The organism is Nocardioides sp. WS12, from assembly GCF_014108865.1.
GTDB lineage: Bacteria > Actinomycetota > Actinomycetes > Propionibacteriales > Nocardioidaceae > Nocardioides.
The window spans coordinates 850,968-866,789 of sequence record NZ_CP053928.1 but is presented as its reverse complement, the minus strand read 5'-3'; the positions used below and the strand labels follow the sequence as shown (position 1 = coordinate 866,789).

General features: G+C 71.3%; 18 protein-coding genes. 10 read left to right on the top strand and 8 right to left on the bottom strand.

The genetic code is table 11. The features are described from left to right. The 4 genes from HRC28_RS03925 to ssd are packed head-to-tail and all read right to left on the bottom strand — an operon-like array spanning position 1 to position 3,807. Positions 1–750, bottom strand: coding sequence for a type II secretion system F family protein (locus HRC28_RS03925; RefSeq protein ID WP_182378883.1), 750 nt, complete (start codon positions 748–750; stop codon positions 1–3). Then, positions 750–1,529 (bottom strand): type II secretion system F family protein, encoded by a 780-nt coding sequence (locus HRC28_RS03920; protein WP_182378882.1) that lies wholly within the window; start codon positions 1,527–1,529, stop codon positions 750–752. The genes HRC28_RS03925 and HRC28_RS03920 overlap by 1 nt, the downstream gene beginning before the upstream one ends. After that, positions 1,526–2,695 (bottom strand): TadA family conjugal transfer-associated ATPase, encoded by a 1,170-nt coding sequence (locus HRC28_RS03915; RefSeq protein ID WP_182378881.1) that lies wholly within the window; start codon positions 2,693–2,695, stop codon positions 1,526–1,528. Before HRC28_RS03915 ends, HRC28_RS03920 begins: the two co-directional genes overlap by 4 nt. Next, a complete protein-coding gene (ssd, locus tag HRC28_RS03910) occupies positions 2,695–3,807 on the bottom strand; it encodes a septum site-determining protein Ssd (RefSeq protein ID WP_182378880.1) in 1,113 nt (370 codons plus the stop codon). Before ssd ends, HRC28_RS03915 begins: the two co-directional genes overlap by 1 nt. A gap of 130 nt (positions 3,808–3,937) precedes the next feature. Between ssd and HRC28_RS03905 the strand changes: the two genes are divergently transcribed. Then, positions 3,938–4,747, top strand: a complete 810-nt coding sequence (locus HRC28_RS03905) for an HAD-IB family hydrolase (RefSeq protein ID WP_182378879.1) — start codon at positions 3,938–3,940, stop codon at positions 4,745–4,747. A 294-nt stretch (positions 4,748–5,041) separates the two neighbouring features. Here the strand turns inward: HRC28_RS03905 and HRC28_RS03900 are convergent, their stop codons facing one another. Continuing rightward, positions 5,042–5,770 carry an oxidoreductase gene (locus HRC28_RS03900; protein WP_182378878.1) on the bottom strand — a complete coding sequence of 243 codons (729 nt, stop codon included), beginning with the start codon at positions 5,768–5,770 and terminating at the stop codon, positions 5,042–5,044. Positions 5,771–5,843: 73 nt separating this feature from the next. Here HRC28_RS03900 and HRC28_RS03895 point away from each other — a divergent pair, with 73 nt between their 5' ends. From HRC28_RS03895 to HRC28_RS03860, 8 genes are read left to right on the top strand one after another with little or no spacing between them, the layout of a single operon-like run. Next, a complete protein-coding gene (locus HRC28_RS03895) occupies positions 5,844–6,116 on the top strand; it encodes a type II toxin-antitoxin system VapB family antitoxin (protein WP_182378877.1) in 273 nt (90 codons plus the stop codon). Further along, positions 6,113–6,502 carry a type II toxin-antitoxin system VapC family toxin gene (locus HRC28_RS03890; protein ID WP_182378876.1) on the top strand — a complete coding sequence of 130 codons (390 nt, stop codon included), beginning with the start codon at positions 6,113–6,115 and terminating at the stop codon, positions 6,500–6,502. Before HRC28_RS03895 ends, HRC28_RS03890 begins: the two co-directional genes overlap by 4 nt. 49 nt (positions 6,503–6,551) lie before the next feature. Then, positions 6,552–7,448 (top strand): class I SAM-dependent methyltransferase, encoded by an 897-nt coding sequence (locus HRC28_RS03885; protein WP_182378875.1) that lies wholly within the window; start codon positions 6,552–6,554, stop codon positions 7,446–7,448. Between the two features lie 9 nt (positions 7,449–7,457). Continuing rightward, the gene (locus HRC28_RS03880) at positions 7,458–8,624 is read left to right on the top strand and encodes a hypothetical protein (RefSeq protein WP_182378874.1); all 1,167 of its coding nucleotides are present in this window, start codon (positions 7,458–7,460) and stop codon (positions 8,622–8,624) included. A gap of 12 nt (positions 8,625–8,636) precedes the next feature. Then, positions 8,637–9,779, top strand: coding sequence for a histidine kinase (locus HRC28_RS03875; RefSeq protein WP_182378873.1), 1,143 nt, complete (start codon positions 8,637–8,639; stop codon positions 9,777–9,779). After that, a complete protein-coding gene (locus tag HRC28_RS03870) occupies positions 9,776–10,504 on the top strand; it encodes a LytTR family DNA-binding domain-containing protein (RefSeq protein ID WP_182378872.1) in 729 nt (242 codons plus the stop codon). The genes HRC28_RS03875 and HRC28_RS03870 overlap by 4 nt, the downstream gene beginning before the upstream one ends. A 2-nt stretch (positions 10,505–10,506) precedes the next feature. Further along, on the top strand, positions 10,507–10,881 hold the full coding sequence (locus tag HRC28_RS03865) for a hypothetical protein (RefSeq protein ID WP_182378871.1): 375 nt from the start codon (positions 10,507–10,509) through the stop codon (positions 10,879–10,881). Positions 10,882–10,884: 3 nt separating this feature from the next. Continuing rightward, positions 10,885–12,387 carry a cation acetate symporter gene (locus HRC28_RS03860; protein ID WP_182378870.1) on the top strand — a complete coding sequence of 501 codons (1,503 nt, stop codon included), beginning with the start codon at positions 10,885–10,887 and terminating at the stop codon, positions 12,385–12,387. A gap of 64 nt (positions 12,388–12,451) precedes the next feature. Here the strand turns inward: HRC28_RS03860 and HRC28_RS03855 are convergent, their stop codons facing one another. Further along, positions 12,452–13,273, bottom strand: a complete 822-nt coding sequence (locus HRC28_RS03855; RefSeq protein WP_182378869.1) for an aldo/keto reductase — start codon at positions 13,271–13,273, stop codon at positions 12,452–12,454. Positions 13,274–13,318: 45 nt separating this feature from the next. After that, positions 13,319–14,509, bottom strand: coding sequence for an MFS transporter (locus HRC28_RS03850; protein WP_182378868.1), 1,191 nt, complete (start codon positions 14,507–14,509; stop codon positions 13,319–13,321). A 140-nt stretch (positions 14,510–14,649) separates the two neighbouring features. Between HRC28_RS03850 and HRC28_RS03845 the strand changes: the two genes are divergently transcribed. Next, complete coding sequence (locus HRC28_RS03845; protein WP_182378867.1) at positions 14,650–15,096, top strand: MarR family transcriptional regulator; 447 nt, start codon at positions 14,650–14,652, stop codon at positions 15,094–15,096. Between the two features lie 21 nt (positions 15,097–15,117). Here HRC28_RS03845 and HRC28_RS03840 read toward each other — a convergent pair whose 3' ends face one another. Continuing rightward, positions 15,118–15,801 carry a CbiX/SirB N-terminal domain-containing protein gene (locus HRC28_RS03840; protein ID WP_182378866.1) on the bottom strand — a complete coding sequence of 228 codons (684 nt, stop codon included), beginning with the start codon at positions 15,799–15,801 and terminating at the stop codon, positions 15,118–15,120. Positions 15,802–15,822: the final 21 nt, after the last annotated feature.

The following is a 15,822-nucleotide window of genomic DNA, read 5'->3' as shown; positions in this document are numbered from 1 at the left end:
TCAGACGATCACCGACGCCAGCGACACGGCCAGTGGAACGATGCCGAGCAGCAAGAACGACGGGAGCAGGCACAGGCTCAGCGGTACGGCGGCGCGGACCCCGACAGCCCGCGCGCGGTCCTCGACCTCCGCCCGCCCGCGGCGGGCCAACTCGTCACCCAATCGCTCGACGGCCGCCACGACCGGCGCCCCGGTGCGGTGAGCACGAGCGAGCGTCCGCCCGAGCGCGCCCAGCTCCGGGTCGGCGGCCAGGGCTGCCCAGATCGGCACCACGTCGCCACCCAACTGGAGTCGGACAGCCACCGGAGCGAGGCGATCGGCGGCCGCGCCGGGGAGCGCCCGGGACACGAGTCCGATCGCATCAACGGGTGCGAGGCCGGATCGGAGGGCGGCGGCCAGCAGCGTCACGACATGCGGCAGGTCTCGTCGTACCTCTTCACGGCGACGGCGAACCTCGGCAGGTTCGAGACGGCCGGCCACGACCCAGACGCCAGCGGCAACGCCCATTCCGGCAGGGAGGGCCAGCGGACCGCCGAGGACGAGTCCGGCCCCCGTGCCGGCGAGGGATGCCCAGGCCCAGCGACCCCGTCGGAGCAGGCCGTCCCGATCGGGGGCGGCGGGCAGAAACTCCCGCACCTCGACAGAGAAACCTGCGCACTTCGGCGCAGAAACCCGCGCACCTCGTGGGATCAGGAGGGCCGCGGCGAGGGTGGTGGCGAGGGTGATCAGCGCGGTCGTCAGGAAGGTCATCAGGTGGCGCGTTCGATGTCGCGGGCGAGGGCGTCGATCCACGCGAGGCCGGCGTAGGCGAGGGCCAGTCCTGCGGCGAGACAAGCGAGACCGATCGGGTGGCCGAAGAGGAAACGCCACGGGTGGGCGCCGGCGCCGGACCCCATGGCGAGGGCCAGCAGTGGGAGTGCGGCGAGGAGGCGGGCGGTGGCCCGGGCGGACGACAACTCGCCGTCGACGACGCGACGGGTCTGTTCGGTGGCGCGCAGGTCATCGGCGACGCGGCCAAGGGTGTCGGCCAGGCCGTGGCCCGTCCGGTGAGCGACCTGCCACGCCGCCGCGACCACCCTCAGGGCACCAGTTCCCGGTCGGTCCGCGAGAGAGCGCAGCGCCGTCGGTACGTCGCCGCCGGCAACCGCAGCGCGGGCGACGGGCGCGATCTCGGGCCACTCCGCCGCCGCTCGTTCCAACGCCAGGCCGGCGGTCTGGCCCGCTGCGAGCTCGGCCTGGAGGGCATCACAGAGTTCGACCACCCGGGATCGGCTGGCGACGGCGAGTCGTTCGCGCCGCCGGCCTGCGACCAGACGGGCCAGTCCCCCAGCGACTCCGGCAGCCACGATCGCGACGACCAGGAGGTGCGCAGATCCGGCCAGGAGCGCGGCGGCCGCGAGGGCGCCCGCTGCCACGAAGGCCCAGCGCCGTCCCGATGTCCCACCGCGCCCCCATCTCGTCGACGGCGCTGGTGGCAGCACGAGTGCGACCGCGATCGTCGTACACAGTGCGGCGACAACGGCACTCATCCGCGACCACGTCCGTCGAGCAGGTCCAGCAGGCGACGCGATCCGGGACCTGAGGCGAGAGTGCCGTCGTCCGCGAAGGTCACGGCGGGTTCGGTGCGCACCCAACCGTCCGCATCCCTCTCCAGTACGGCGATCTGGCCCAGTCTGCGCCGCCCGCTGACGCGGTCACGAACGACATGGAGGACGAGGTCGACCGCCGAGGCGAACTGGCTGTGCGCGGCCGCGCGGCCCAGACCGGCGGTGAGTGCGAGCGCCTCGACACGCGCCGGGACGTCGGCCGCGGAGTTCGCGTGCAGCGTGCCGCTCCCGCCCTCGTGGCCGGTGTTCATCGCGGCCAGCAGGTCGACGACCGCCGCGTCGCGGACCTCACCGACCACCAGCCGATCGGGCCGCATCCGGAGCGCCTGCCGCACCAGGTCCCGGAGTACGACGGCGCCCGCGCCCTCGAGGTTGGCCGGTCGCGCCTCCAGCCCGACGACCTGGGGATGCACCGGACGCAACTCGGCGGCGTCCTCGACAATCACGATCCGCTCGGCAGGATCGACGGCTCCGAGCATCGCGGCGAGCAGCGTGGTCTTGCCCGTGCCGGTCCCACCGCTGACCAGGAAGGCCCGGCGGGCCATGACGATCTGGCCGACCAGGTCGTGGGCCTCGTCGCTCAACGCTCCCGCCACGCGCAGTTCGTCGAGGGTGAAGCCGCCGCGGCGCGGGATGCGCAGCGAGATCGCCGTCCCGGGTTGGGCAAGTGGCGCGAGCACGGCATGGCAGCGGGTGCCGTCGGGCAGGCGGACGTCGGCGTACGGCGCCCCGTCGTCGATGCGGCGACCGCCGGTGGCCACCAGCCGCTGCGCGAGCCGACGACAGGCATCCTCGGACGGCAGGACGACGTCCGTCTCCTCCAGCCCGTTGCCGCGGTCGATCCTCACCGGGCCGGGCCCGTTGACCAGCACATCGGTCACGCCCGGCAGGCGCAGCAACGGATCGAGCGGGCCGGCACCCACGACGTCGCGGCGCAGCGCCTCGTAGACCGCGAGCACCGTTGCGTCACCCACGGGCCGACCGGCGGCACGCAACGCATCGGCCACCCGGTGGGGCGTGAGGGAGCCCTCGACCGCGGCGAGCCGGCGGCGTACCTCCTCGACCAGCACCGTGACCTCGTCGGCCATCACGACGCCTCCGCTCCCGGCGTGACGCCGCTGCCAGCCGGGTCGCCCAGGATCCGCGCCACCGCCCGCGCCAGCGGGCCACGGAACGTGCGGAGCGGCCCCAGCCCGAGATCGACCGCTTCGTCCAGCCCGCGCTGGTCGCGCATCTGCGCCACGACCGGCAACCCGACCGCCCGTTGCACGTCGGCGGCCGCAAACCCCTCCCCCCGGAGTACGACGCCGGGCGCGCCATGGTCCGCGAACCGGGCCCGCATCCGGGCAGCCCCGGCCACCCCCACCACGCTCGCCGAGGTCGTGACCAGCAGCTCGTCGCACCGCGACGCGATCTCGTCGATCAGTGGGTCCGTGGACCGTGGCAGGTCCACGACGACCACCCGGTGCCCGCGGCGGGCGGCGGACAGCGCCTCCCGCACGGCGAACGCCTGCAGCGTCTGGACCCGACCGTCGACGTACCAGGACAGGACACCGAGATCACCGCGCCGCGGCAGCGCATCACGCAATGCGCGTGCCGACAGGCGGCCCGTGGTCTGGCACAGCGCGTCCCACCGGAAGCCGTCGTTGCGCTCGACACCGAGGATCCGGTCCAGGCCGGGCCCCTGCGGGTCGCAGTCGATGACGACCGACGGTCCCGACCGTGCGGCCCACTGGCCCAGCGCGCAGGCCAGGGTGGTGGAGCCGGCGCCTCCGCTGCCGCCGATCACTCCGATCACCCGCCCGCGATCCGTGCGGTGCTCAGTGAGGTCGGCGAGCAGCTCCACCAGCCAGCCCGACGAACCCACGACGTCGACGACCTGGTCGGCGCCGAGCGTCAGCGCAGTCCGGTACAGCTCGTGCGGCACGTTGCGCAGGGTGACGACGTAGGTGCGCGGTCGCTTCTCGGGCCCGATCTCCGCAAGGACCGGAGCCAGGTCCGGACCGACCAGGACCACCGGTGCGCGGCTCCAGGTCGTCAGTGCGGCCAGCGGATCGCGGGCAATCGTCGGCGCCACATCCGCCGCGGCGGCGAGCGGCAGGAGCTCGGCGAGCAGGCCTTCATCGGCGGTCACCACCAGGGGCGGGACGTCCACGGTGGGCGTGGACGTCGTACGGGAAAGGGGTTGGGTTCTGGACATGCGGAGGTTCTCGCCAGCCGCCGACACCGGCACACACGACCGCCCCGGGCCTGTGGATCAGCCCGGCCCCAGGGCGTGTTGTGGAGGGGAAGTGGACATTTCGAACACCCCTGCGACCTACGATGGAGCCATGGCCCTCCCGGGTACTTCGCCCACTGCGGCTTTCTTCGACCTCGACAAGACGATCATCGCCAAGTCGAGCGTGCTCGCGTTCAGCAAGCCCTTCCAGGCCGGCGGCCTCATCTCGCGTCGTGCCGTGCTCCGCTCGGCCTACGCCCAGTTCGTCTTCATGGTCGGCGGCGCCGACCACGACCAGGTCGAGAAGATGCGCCAGTTCATGTCGCAACTGACCGCCGGCTGGGACGTCGCGACGGTCCGCGAGATCGTCGCCGACACGCTCCACAACATCGTCGATCCCCTCGTGTACGACGAAGCCGTCCGCCTCATCGAGGAGCACCACGCCGCGGGGCGCGACGTCATCATCGTCTCCACGTCCGGCAGCGAAGTGGTCGAACCGATCGGTGCCCTGCTCGGCGCCGACCGCGTCATCGCCACCCGGCTCAAGGTCGAGGACGGCCGCTACACCGGCGAGATCGAGTACTACGCGTACGCCGAGGAGAAGGCGAACGCGATCCGCGAGCTCGCCGAGGAGGTCGGCTACGACCTCGAGAACTCGTGGGGCTACTCCGACTCGATCACCGACGTGCCGATGCTCGAGATCGTCGGCCACCCGCACGCCGTGAACCCGGACAAGGAGCTGCGGAAGGTCGCCGCGTCACGCGGCTGGCCGGTGCTGGCGTTCACCCGACCGGTCGCGCTGCAGTCCCGATTGCACCTGCCGCCACCGAAACCGACCCTGGCTGCGCTGGCCGTCGGAGGAGTCGTCGCGGTCGGCGCTGTGGTGTGGGTGGGCGCGCGTCGACGCGCGTTCAGCGCCTGACGTCGTACCGGAAACAGCAACCCGCCCCAACCCCCCAGAGTTCTCTCTGCGGGCCGAAAAGACAACCCTTGAAGGTGCCGCCGAAGCGGCGTACAAAGGACATCAACAACTCCACAGACAACACGTGATCCCGGTACCCACGCGGCGATCTACCCTTCCTAATTGGGCGCTTGCATCCCGGAACACTTCCGGGGCAGCTGAAATGGTGCACGCCTGGTAACCAATGGGCCCACGTGTCCGCGATGGCACCCGAGACATACGTTGACTCGGGTGCCATCTGCATGTCCCGAGGAGTTACTCCGCCTCGCGCACCAGCGGGCTCGCTTCGGCCGCCGCGGCGTACGCCTCGGTCGTGTAGATCAGCCAGGCGTGCCGGCCGGCCTGACCACCGTGCGACCAGCCCCGCAGGTTCGACTCGTACTCCGCACGCAGCGCCAGATGGGCGGCCTCGGGCACCATCAGCGACTTCTCGTCGACGCCCTTGACCGCGAGCAGGAGCCGCTCGGCTGCTCGCGCGACGATGCCGTTGTGCGAACCGAACGGCGCCGCAGCGACGAGGTAGGCGTGCACCACGGCGGCCACGGCCAGGGCCGGCGCTTCGGTCGGCGCGGTGATCAACTCGGCCACGGCACGCAGTTTCAGCGCGGCCTCCTCGTCACGCGGACGACCCAACATCTCGTCGGGCAGCACCCCGCGCGCGGCCACCGTGTGCATCCGGGCGAGCGCCTGGAGCGGCTGGCGGCGCAGCACCGGCATCAGGGACAGCAGTTCGGTGGCCAGTCGTACGGCGACCATCGCGATCTCGTCACCCGTGCCCGCCCGTACCTCGGCGAGCGTCGACGTCGAGCCCTCGAGTACGGCGCTCGCGTGCGCACCGCGCAGCAGCGACTCGGCCGTCAGTTCGGGGCTGGTGCGGCGCAGGCCGCGGTCGCGCAGGACGACGTCAATGCCGTCGCGGGCGGCGGTGAAGCCCGAGGGCACGCCTTCGAGGGAAACCAGCCAGGCGTGCGGATCGGTGCTCACAGGCAGAGGATAGAAGGGTGGAAAGGTAGAACGTGTCGAAGGTGGAAGGTAGATTGGTTCGAGGAGGTCGGACATGAGCCTGAACATCAAGAACGAGCGCGTGCATGCGCTTGCCCGCGAGGCGGCGCGCGTGACCGGCAAGACGCAGACCAGCGCGATCGAGGAGGCGCTGGTGAAGTTGCTGGCGGAGTACGGCGTTGACCCGGCCGAAGCCGATCGACAGCGGAGGCTGGACATCGTCCATCAGGCCCAGATCCGGTTCGCGGCGCTTCCCGAGGCGACAGGACCCGATCGCATCCTCAGCGACGACGACCTCTACGACCCCGTGACAGGGCTCCCCGCATGATCGTCGATGCGTCGGCGGTGCTCGCTGTTCTCTTCGCCGAACCAGAGGCCGAATCCTTCAAGAACCTGATGAGTTCGACCGCTTGTCAGATGTCGACGGCCAACTGGCTGGAGGCGGTGATGCGCGCTGAGGGATCGCGAGGTCCCACCGGTGGGGCCGAACTGGACACGATCGTGACAGGGCTGGGGATCGGTCTCGTGGCCGTCACCGAAGCCCATGCGCGCGCTGCCCGGATCGCGTTCCGCCGCTACGGCCGCGGCTCCGGCTCGCCAGCCAAGCTCAACTTCGGCGACTGCTTCGCCTATGCGCTCAGCGCCGCGAGCGGTGAGCCGCTGCTGTTCAAGGGCGACGACTTCACCCACACGGACGTGCTGCGCGCCTTGTGATCGCCGCGCCTGCGCGACGCAACCCGCTCGTCGCCGTACCCTCGCCTTGATGGCTACCGACTCCACCCCCCGCACCACGGCCGCACTCTCCTTCGGGAACGTGGTCGAGGCCTACGACCGCGGCCAGCCCGGCTACCCGCGCGAGGCCGTAGCGTGGCTGACCGGTGAGCAGCCGCGATCGATCCTCGAACTCGGCGCCGGCACGGGCAAGCTGACCGAGCACCTCGTCGCGCTCGGCCACGACGTCCACGCCACCGACCCCGACCCGCGGATGCTGGAGCGGCTCGCCGACCGGATCCCCGAGTTGCGGGTCTCGCAGACGAACGCCGAGGAGATCCCGGCCGCCGACGCGACCTTCGACCTCGTCATCGCCGGCAATTCCTACGAGTGGTTCAACCACGAGTTGGCGCTGCCCGAGATCGCCCGCGTCCTGCGCCGCGGCGGATCGCTCGCGGTCGTGCGCAACCTGCGCGACGAGCGGATCCCGTGGGTCAAGCGCCTGGGCAACCTGATCGGCCACCACGTCGCCGGGCTCGGCATCGGCGACGAACTGGACTCGTCGCCGTACTTCGGTCCGGTCGACGAGAAGGCCTTCAAGCAGTGGCAGGTCATCCAGCGCGCGTCCGTGCAGGACCTGGTCCGCTCGCTCGCCGACGTCGCCACCCTCGAGCGCACCGGCCAGGAGTCGCGGATCCGGGAGGTCCTCGCGTTCTACGACGACTTCGGTCGCGGCATGGACGGCATGCAGTTGCCCTACGTCACCGAGTGCTTCCGCGCCGTGGTCGGCATCCAGCCGAAGACGATCCGGACCGAGAGCGGTACGACGGACGCACTCGCGCTGGCCAGGGAGTCCGATGACCAGTCGGTGTCCGTCGGAGCCGTCGCGGCCGCGGTCGAGCCGCCGGCCGACGACGACTCCGGAATGCTCCTCATCGACTTCCGCTGAGCCACTGCCATGCGCGGCCGGTGCTTGCTGGCCGCGACGGCGCTGCTCCTCGCCGCATGTACGACGACCGATGATCCGTCGCGTCCCCCTGCCCCTGCGGTCGTGGTGCCGAGCGCGGTCCCGGCCGGCGCGGTCCACGGACGGTTGCTCGACAGCTCCGGGAAGTCGGTGCCGGGTGGCTCGGTCACGCTGACCCAGCCGTTCGACGACAACATCGTGCTGCTGTCCGTGCGGCTGATCTCGCTCGGCGTGTTCTGCCTGATCCCCGACGCGGGCCTGTGCCCGACGTCCCACCGCGCCGACCTCGCGGACAACGGACTGTGGAGCGTGCCGGCCTCCGAGGTCGAGCAGGGCAAGGCGATGACGATGAGCGGGCAACGGCCGGGCGGAGCGAGCGCCGCGGTGTCCGTCCCGAACGGCACTGATCCGCAGCGCGCCCCCGACCTCGTGTTGTGGGAGCCGAAGGTGGCACTGACACCGGTCGCCGGCGGCACCCGGGTCACGTGGCCACGACTGACCGGACCCCAGGGCAAGGCGGTGCGCTACGCGGTCTACGTCACCACCGGGGAGCCGGCGTTCGCGAAACCTGTTGAGGTGGCGAGTGGCCTTCGTCGTACCAGCGCGATGGTGGCGGGGTGGGTGACCGAGGACCAGGCGATGCGGGTGAGCGTGGTCGCCTCGACGAAGCGGGGGCGGGCCGCGTTCGTCTACACGGCGCCGTCGGCGGTGGCGACCGCGAAAGCGGTGCCGGTCTCGCGCGGACGACCGTGCACGACCGATCGCGGCGGACGGCAGGTCCGGGGCGAGGGCGCGTGCGGACTGACCGACGGCGACCTCGACAGCCACGTGCAGGTGCGGTTGTCCGGCGAGTGCGACATCAACGACTCCGCCTGCCGACCGCCGTCCCATCGCCGGATCTGCGTCGACCTCGGCCGCGCGCTGAAGGTGTCGCGCGTCGTCGTACGGACGCCTTTCCTGGCGGTGGACCAGGTCGTCGAGCTCTCTCCAGACGGCCGGAGGTTCGCAACGGAGGGGCGGTTGGGCGACGTCGGCGCAGACGACGCGCGGGTGATCTCGGTGCCGATCCGGCCGGCCACGATGGCTCGATTCGCGTGCATCCGCAGTGATGCCTACGGCTACTCCGGCGCGACAACGTCCGAGATCTCCGTGTGGTGACACGATGGGCGGATGCGGAACGCGGGGTGGTGGAGGCGGGGCCATCTGGGCAGTGACGCGGACCGCGCGGCGTTCCGGGCCCTGCACCAGGCGTCGCTGGCCGCACCCCCACTGCAGGAGGGGCTGACGACGGCGAGTGCCGAGCGCGCGGTGAAGCACCTGCGGAACCTGCTCGGTACGCCGGCGATGGCGATCACCGACACCGAGTCGGTGCTGGCGTGGGACGGGGTCGGCAACCACCACCTCGACCAGGCGGCCGTGGTCGGGCTGCTGACCATCGAGCGGGGCAGCACCCGCACCGTCGATCGCAGCCAGCTCGGGTGCACCACCAACGGCTGCCCGGTCCGCTCAGGCGTGGCGAGTCCGCTGATCGTCGAAGGCCGCGTGCTCGGCACGGTGCAGGCGTTCGCGCCGAGCACGACCGCCGGGCTGGTGCGGGCCACCGAGGAGGTGGCGCAGTGGGTGTCGGGGCAGCTCGAGCTCGCCGAACTCGACGCCCACCGGAACCGGATGATCGAGGCCGAGATCCGGGCCCTGCGCGCCCAGATCAGCCCGCACTTCGTCTACAACTCCCTCAACGCGATCGCCAGCTTCGTCCGCACCGACCCCGACCGGGCCCGCGACCTGCTGGTCGAGTTCGCCGACTTCACGCGGTACTCCTTCCGGCGGCACGGCGAGTTCACGACGCTCGCCGAGGAACTGCGTTCCATCGAGCGCTACCTCCTGCTCGAACAGGCGCGCTTCGGCGACCGGCTCCAGGTCACGCTCAACGTCGCGCCCGAGGTGCTTCCGGTCGTCGTACCGTTCCTCTGCATCCAGCCGCTCGTCGAGAACGCCGTACGCCACGGCCTGGAAGGCGTGGAGCAGGCGGGGCACCTCACGATCAACGCCCACGACCGCGGGCACGAGGCGGTCATCGAGGTCGAGGACAACGGGGTCGGCGAGGACCCGGAGAAGGTACGACGCGCGCTCGCCGGCGACGAGGCGCTCGACTCGATCGGCCTGGGCAACGTCGACGCACGGCTGCGGGCGACCTTCGGTGACGACTACGGTCTGGTCGTGGAGACCGCACCCGGCGCCGGCACCAAGGTGATCGTGCGCGTCCCGAAGTTCGCACCGGGTGTCACCGCCACCCCGCCGGCGGAACGGGCATGAGCGGCCTCCGCGTGCTCGTGGTCGACGACGAGAAGCCCGCCCTCGACGAACTCACCTTCCTGCTCGAGTCCGACCCTCGTGTCGGCGAAGTGGTCGCCTGCCAGTCCGCGACCGACGGCCTGCGCACCCTGCGCGAGCAGGAGGTCGACTGCGTCTTCCTCGACATCCAGATGCCCGGACTCACCGGCCTCGAGTTCGCCGAGGTGCTCCGCCGGTTCAAGCAGCCGCCGCCGATCGTGTTCGTCACCGCGCACGAGCAGCACGCGGTCGAGGCGTTCGACCTGCGCGCGGTCGACTACGTCCTGAAGCCGGTGCGTCCCGAGCGCCTCGCGGAGGCGGTACGACGAGTGCTGGCCGACACCGCGGCCCCGGCACCCGTCGCCGACACCCAGATTGCTGTCGAGCGCGGCGGCGTCACCCGCTTCATCGACCGCCGCGACATCACCCACGTCGAGGCGCAGGGCGACTACGCGCGGCTCCACACCAAGGCCGGCGAGAACTACCTCGTGCGGGTTCCCCTGACGACGCTCGCCGAGGACTGGGCCGAGTCCGGCTTCCACCGGATCCACCGTTCCCTGCTGGTCGCACTGGCGCACGTGACCGAGGTGCGGTCGGACAGCGGCAGGACGTCGGTGATGGTCGGCACGACCGAGTTGCCCGTCAGCCGCCGGCACACCCGGGGCCTGCGCGACGTCCTGGTCCGCCGGGCCCGGGCAGGCGGCTGAGCATGACCGAGCGGGTGCGGGTGACCGGTCCGCCACGCCACACCGCGGCCAGTCGTACGGCGACCCGACTCGGCGACGTCACGGAGCAGACCGCATTGGGCGACCTCTACCTGCGTTCGCTCCTGGCCGAACAACTGCGGCTCGCACTGCGGGTGATCGGGCTGCTCGTCGTGACGCTGGGTTTGGTGCCGCTGTTGTTCCATCTCGCGCCCTCGCTCGCGGACAGGCAACTGCTCGGGATCCCCGTGGCGTGGCTGGCGCTGGGCGTCCTCGTCTACCCGTTCCTGTTGTTCCTCGGCTGGCGCTACGTGCGGAGGGCCGAGCGCAACGAGCGGGTGTTCGCCGACCTGGTCAGCGGCCACGAAGACGGGGACTGACGGGTGGACACCGCCGCCGTACCCGGCCTCGTCGCCGTCGTCCTCGTCTCGCTGGTGACCCTGGCGATCGGCACCTGGGGGCTGCGCTTCTCCCGCACCACGAGCGACTTCTTCGTCGCCTCGCGCACGGTGCGACCGCGGCTGAACGCTTCGGCGATCGGCGGTGAGTACCTCTCCGCGGCGTCCTTCCTCGGCATCGCGGGGCTGCTGCTGATCGGCGGCGCCGAGATGCTCTGGTACCCGGTCGGCTGGACCGCCGGCTACCTTGTCCTGCTCGTCCTCGTCGCCGCTCCCCTGCGCCGTTCGGGCGCCTACACGCTGCCGGACTTCGCCGAAGCGCGCCTCGGATCACGCACCGTGCGGGCTGCCTGCTCGCTGCTGGTGGTCGGTGTCGGCTGGCTCTACCTGTTGCCGCAGTTCGAAGGCGCCGGGATCACCCTGAACGCCGCGATCGGCGCCCCGGAGTGGGTCGGACCCGTGGTGGTCGGGGGCGTCGTCCTCGCCAACGTGACGTCGGGCGGGATGCGCTCGATCACCTTCGTCCAGGCCTTCCAGTACTGGCTGAAGTTGACCGCGCTCCTCATCCCCGCGGCCGTGCTGCTCGCCGTCTGGTGGGGCGACGGGCGTCCGGGCAGTTCGATGGCCGACGGCGACTGGTCGGTGCCGGTCGCCAGTGGCGGCGGGCTCGGGCTCTACACGACGTACTCACTGATCATCGCGCTTTTCCTCGGCACCATGGGCCTGCCGCACGTGGTCGTGCGGTTCTACACCAACCCCGACGGCCGCGCAGCGCGTCGTACGACGGTGGTGGTGCTCGGCTTCCTCGGCCTCTTCTACCTGCTGCCGCCGGTCTACGCCGCCCTCGGTCGTGTGTACGGCGACCAGCTGGTCTCGTCGGGCAGGTCGGATGTCCTGGTCCTGGAGTTGCCGCGCGTGATGCTCGAAGGAGTGGGCGGCGACGTCCTGACGGGCCTGGTGACGGCCGGCGCCTTCGCGGCGTTCCTGTCGACCTCGTCCGGGCTGGCCATCGCGGTCGCCGGCGTCCTGACCCAGGACGTGACGACGCGGATGGTCGGCGATCGGGGCGGTGTCACCGCGTTCCGGGTTGCCGCGGTTGTCGCCGTGGTGATCCCGTTGGTGCTGGCGCTGCTGGTGCGCAATGTCGGGGTCGCCCAGTCGGTGGGGCTGGCCTTCGCGGTCGCGGCCTCGACCTTCTGCCCGCTGCTGGTGCTCGGCATCTGGTGGCGCGGCCTGACCGACGTCGGGGCGCTGGCCGGACTCGCGGCGGGTGGCCTCGGCGCCGGCGGTGCGGCCGTGGCCACCCTCGGCGGCTACGCCCCCGGCGGTTGGGCCGGAGCCCTGCTCGGCCAGCCCGCCGCGTGGAGCGTGCCACTCGCGGTCGTCGTCATGGTGGGCGTGTCACTCGCGACCGCAACAAGGGCACCCGCCCACGCCCGCCGCTTCCTGGTCCGCCTGCACACCCCGGAGTCGCTCGAGGCTGGCTGACGAGGTGCGCCAGTTTCTTGGTCGAAGTGCGCCGGTTTCTTGGTCGAAGTGCGCCGGTTTCTGGTCAGGCGCCGTTGAACTCCGCAGGATTCGGCCCGACACGACCGTCCCGCTCCAGTCCATCGATCGCGGCGAGGTCGTCGCCAGTGAGGTCGAAGCCGAACAGGTCGAGGTTCTCGGCGATCCGCGACGGGGTGACCGACTTCGGGATCACCACGCGACCCTGCTGGACGTGCCAGCGCAGGATGACCTGCGCGGGCGTGCGGTCGACCCGGGTCGCGATGGTCGTCACCACCGGGTCCGCGAGTACGGCGCCCTGGGCGAGCGGGCTCCACGCCTCGGTCGCGATGCCGAGGCGGGCGTCCGCCTCGAGGACCGCCCGCTGCTGCAGCGCCGGGTGCACCTCCACCTGGTTGACCGCCGGCACGGTGCCGCCGAGGGCGACGATCCGCGCCAGGTGATCAGGCAGGAAGTTGGAGACGCCGATCGCACGGGCCCGCCCGTCGGCGTACAACTTCTCGAGGCCCTGCCAGGCGCCGACGTACAGGTCGCGCTCGGGGGTCGGCCAGTGGATCAGGTACAGGTCGACGTGGTCGAGGCTGAGGCGCTCGAGGCTCTTCTCGTAGGCCTCGACCGGCTGCTCGTGGTCGGAGTTCCAGAGCTTCGTGGTGATGAAGAGTTCGTCGCGCGCGATGCCGGACTTGGCAAGGGCGCGGCCGACGCCGACCTCGTTGCGGTAGACCGCTGCGGTGTCGATGCTGCGGTAGCCGGCCTCGAGGGCTGCGGTGACCGCCGCCTCGGTCTCGTCGTTCGGGACCTGGAAGACGCCGAAGCCGACCTGCGGCATGGCGACACCGTTGTTGAGGGTCACGGTGGGGATGGTCATGGGTTTCTCCTTGTGGGGGCTGGATCCATCGTGCAGGAAGGGTGTTCAGGCGGGAACGAGGACAGGCTCGACCGCGGTACGACGCTCGCCACCGGGCGCGCGGACGGCGACCAGCAGCACGACCAGCCCGAGGGCGGTCACCCCGGCACCGGCCCACAGCGGCGACGTGTAGCCCAGACCTGCGGCGAGCGTCAGGCCGCCGATCCAGGCACCGAGGGCGTTGCCGACGTTGAAGGCGGCGATATTGGCTCCGGATGCGAGCGTGGGTGCGCGGTCGGCGTACGCCATGACCCGCATCTGGAGCGCGGGCACCGTGCCGAAACCGACGGCGCCCATCAGGAGCAGGGCGACCACGGTCAGCGGCTGACTTCCGGCGACGAGGGCGAAACCGGCGAGGACGGCGGTGAGGGCAGCGAGGAGTACGACGAGCGTGCGGACCAGGTTGCGGTCGGCCGCGCGACCGCCGACGAGGTTGCCGATGAACAGACCGACCCCGAAGAGGACGAGCAGCAGCGGCACCGCGCCCGACGAGAAGCCGCTGACCTCGGTGAGGGTGAACGCGATGTAGGTGAATCCGCCGAACATGCCGCCGTACCCGAGCACGGTGACGGCGATCGAGAACCAGACCTGCGGACTCGCGAAGGCGCTCAGTTCGGACCGGATGCCTGCCGGGGCGGCTTCGCCACGCCCGGTGTGGGCGGGCACGAGCGCGGCGATGCCGACGAACGCGACGACGCCGATCGCGGTGATCGCCCAGAAGGTGGAGCGCCAGCCGGCGGCCTGGCCGAGCAGGGTGCCGAGGGGGACGCCGAGGACGTTGGCGAGGGTCAGTCCGCCGAACATGAACGCGATGGCGCGGGCCTTGCGGTCCGGGGCCACCAGTTGTGCGGCCACGACCGACCCGATGCCGAAGAACGCGCCGTGGCACAGCGCTGCGACGATCCGGCCGATCATCATCGTCGTGTAGTCCGGAGCGACGGCGGAGATCAGGTTGCCGAGGATGAACAGGATCATCAGTCCCAGCAGGGCCTGCTTCCGGGGAACCCGCGTCATCGCGAGGGTCAGTCCGACCGCGCCGACGGCGACGGCGAGCGCGTAGCCCGAGATGAGGTAGCCGGCGGTCGTCTCGGACACCGCGAAGTCCGCCGAGACCTCGGGCAGCAGGCCCATGATCACGAACTCCGTCAGGCCGATCCCGAAACCGCCCATGGCGAGGGCGAGCAGTGCGACAGGCATCGAGGATGCACTCCTGTGGTCGTGGCATGTGGAGATAGTCCGCGCGTGCACTAGTTGCACACGCTTTGTATTGATAGTTGCACGCGCGCACTATCCGCGCAACTCAGGTATGCTGTGAGGACGTTCACGAGGAGGACTCCATGGGAATCGCCGACGACGCCGTCGAGATCCGGTCGCACGGCTGGCGCACACTGGCCGCCGTCCACGGCCTGATCGAGGCCGCCCTCGAGAAGGCCCTGCAGCGCGAGCACGACCTGTCCGTCGTGGAGTTCACCGTGCTCGACGCGCTGAGCCGCCAGGACGGGTGGCACATGCGGATGCAGCAACTCGCACGCGCCGCAGCGTTGTCGGCCTCCGCGACGACGCGACTGGTCACCCGCCTGGAGAACCGAGGGCTGCTCACCCGGATCCTCTGCGCCGACGACCGGCGCGGCATCTACACCGAGCTCACGCCGGCAGGTCGGGCACTGCTGAAGAAGGCGCGGCCCCTGCATGACGAGGTGCTGCGCACAACCCTCGACGAGGCCGAGGGCATCCCCGAACTCGCGACGCTCGCCCGCTTCGTCGGCTCGGTCGCGGCGGAGTAACCGGCCCTCGTCTCCGCCAGATCAGGCGGAGAAGCGCTCGGCGACCTGCATCGACGTCGCGCGCTGGCAGACCAGGTCCACGACGAACCGGTGTGGGCCGATCACGTCGGCAACGACACTCGCTCCCGCAGCGAGGGCGTCGTGCCGAGCCTTGCGGTGGAAGTGGCCCGTGGCCAGCAGGTACGGCGACACGGCATCGCCATGGCGGACCACGTGTTCGGGTCGCGTGCCGAGGCCCGACATCGTCGCGAGCCGCACCGGCGCGCCCCAGGCGTGGGCCAGCAGGTTCGCCGCGCCTTCGAGGTCGGCGGTGGCGAGCGGGTCCGAGGAGCCGGCCGCAATCAGGACCACCGGCTGGCCGGGCGTTGCGCCCGCCTCACGGAGTCGGTCGGCCTGCGCGAGCGCAAGCAGCGGGTCCGGACCGAGGCTGCCACCGAGGCTCACCAGGTCGGGCTGTTCGGCCGCATCGACAGCCGCGGGCAGGTCCTTGCGCAGGTGGTAACCGGTGCTCAGCAGGAGCGGTACGACGACGGTGGGGCCGGCAGTCGTTGCAACGACATCAGCAAACAACGGCGAGCAGAGTTCGACGTACGACGTCGTGGCGGGCCAGCCGAGCTGAGCGGCTGCGGCGGCGGTGAGCTCGGCGGCGACCTGGTTGCCCTCGGGGGTCCGGGTGCCGTGGGCGACCGTGACCAGATGGGGCACTTCGAGAGAGAAACCCTCGCA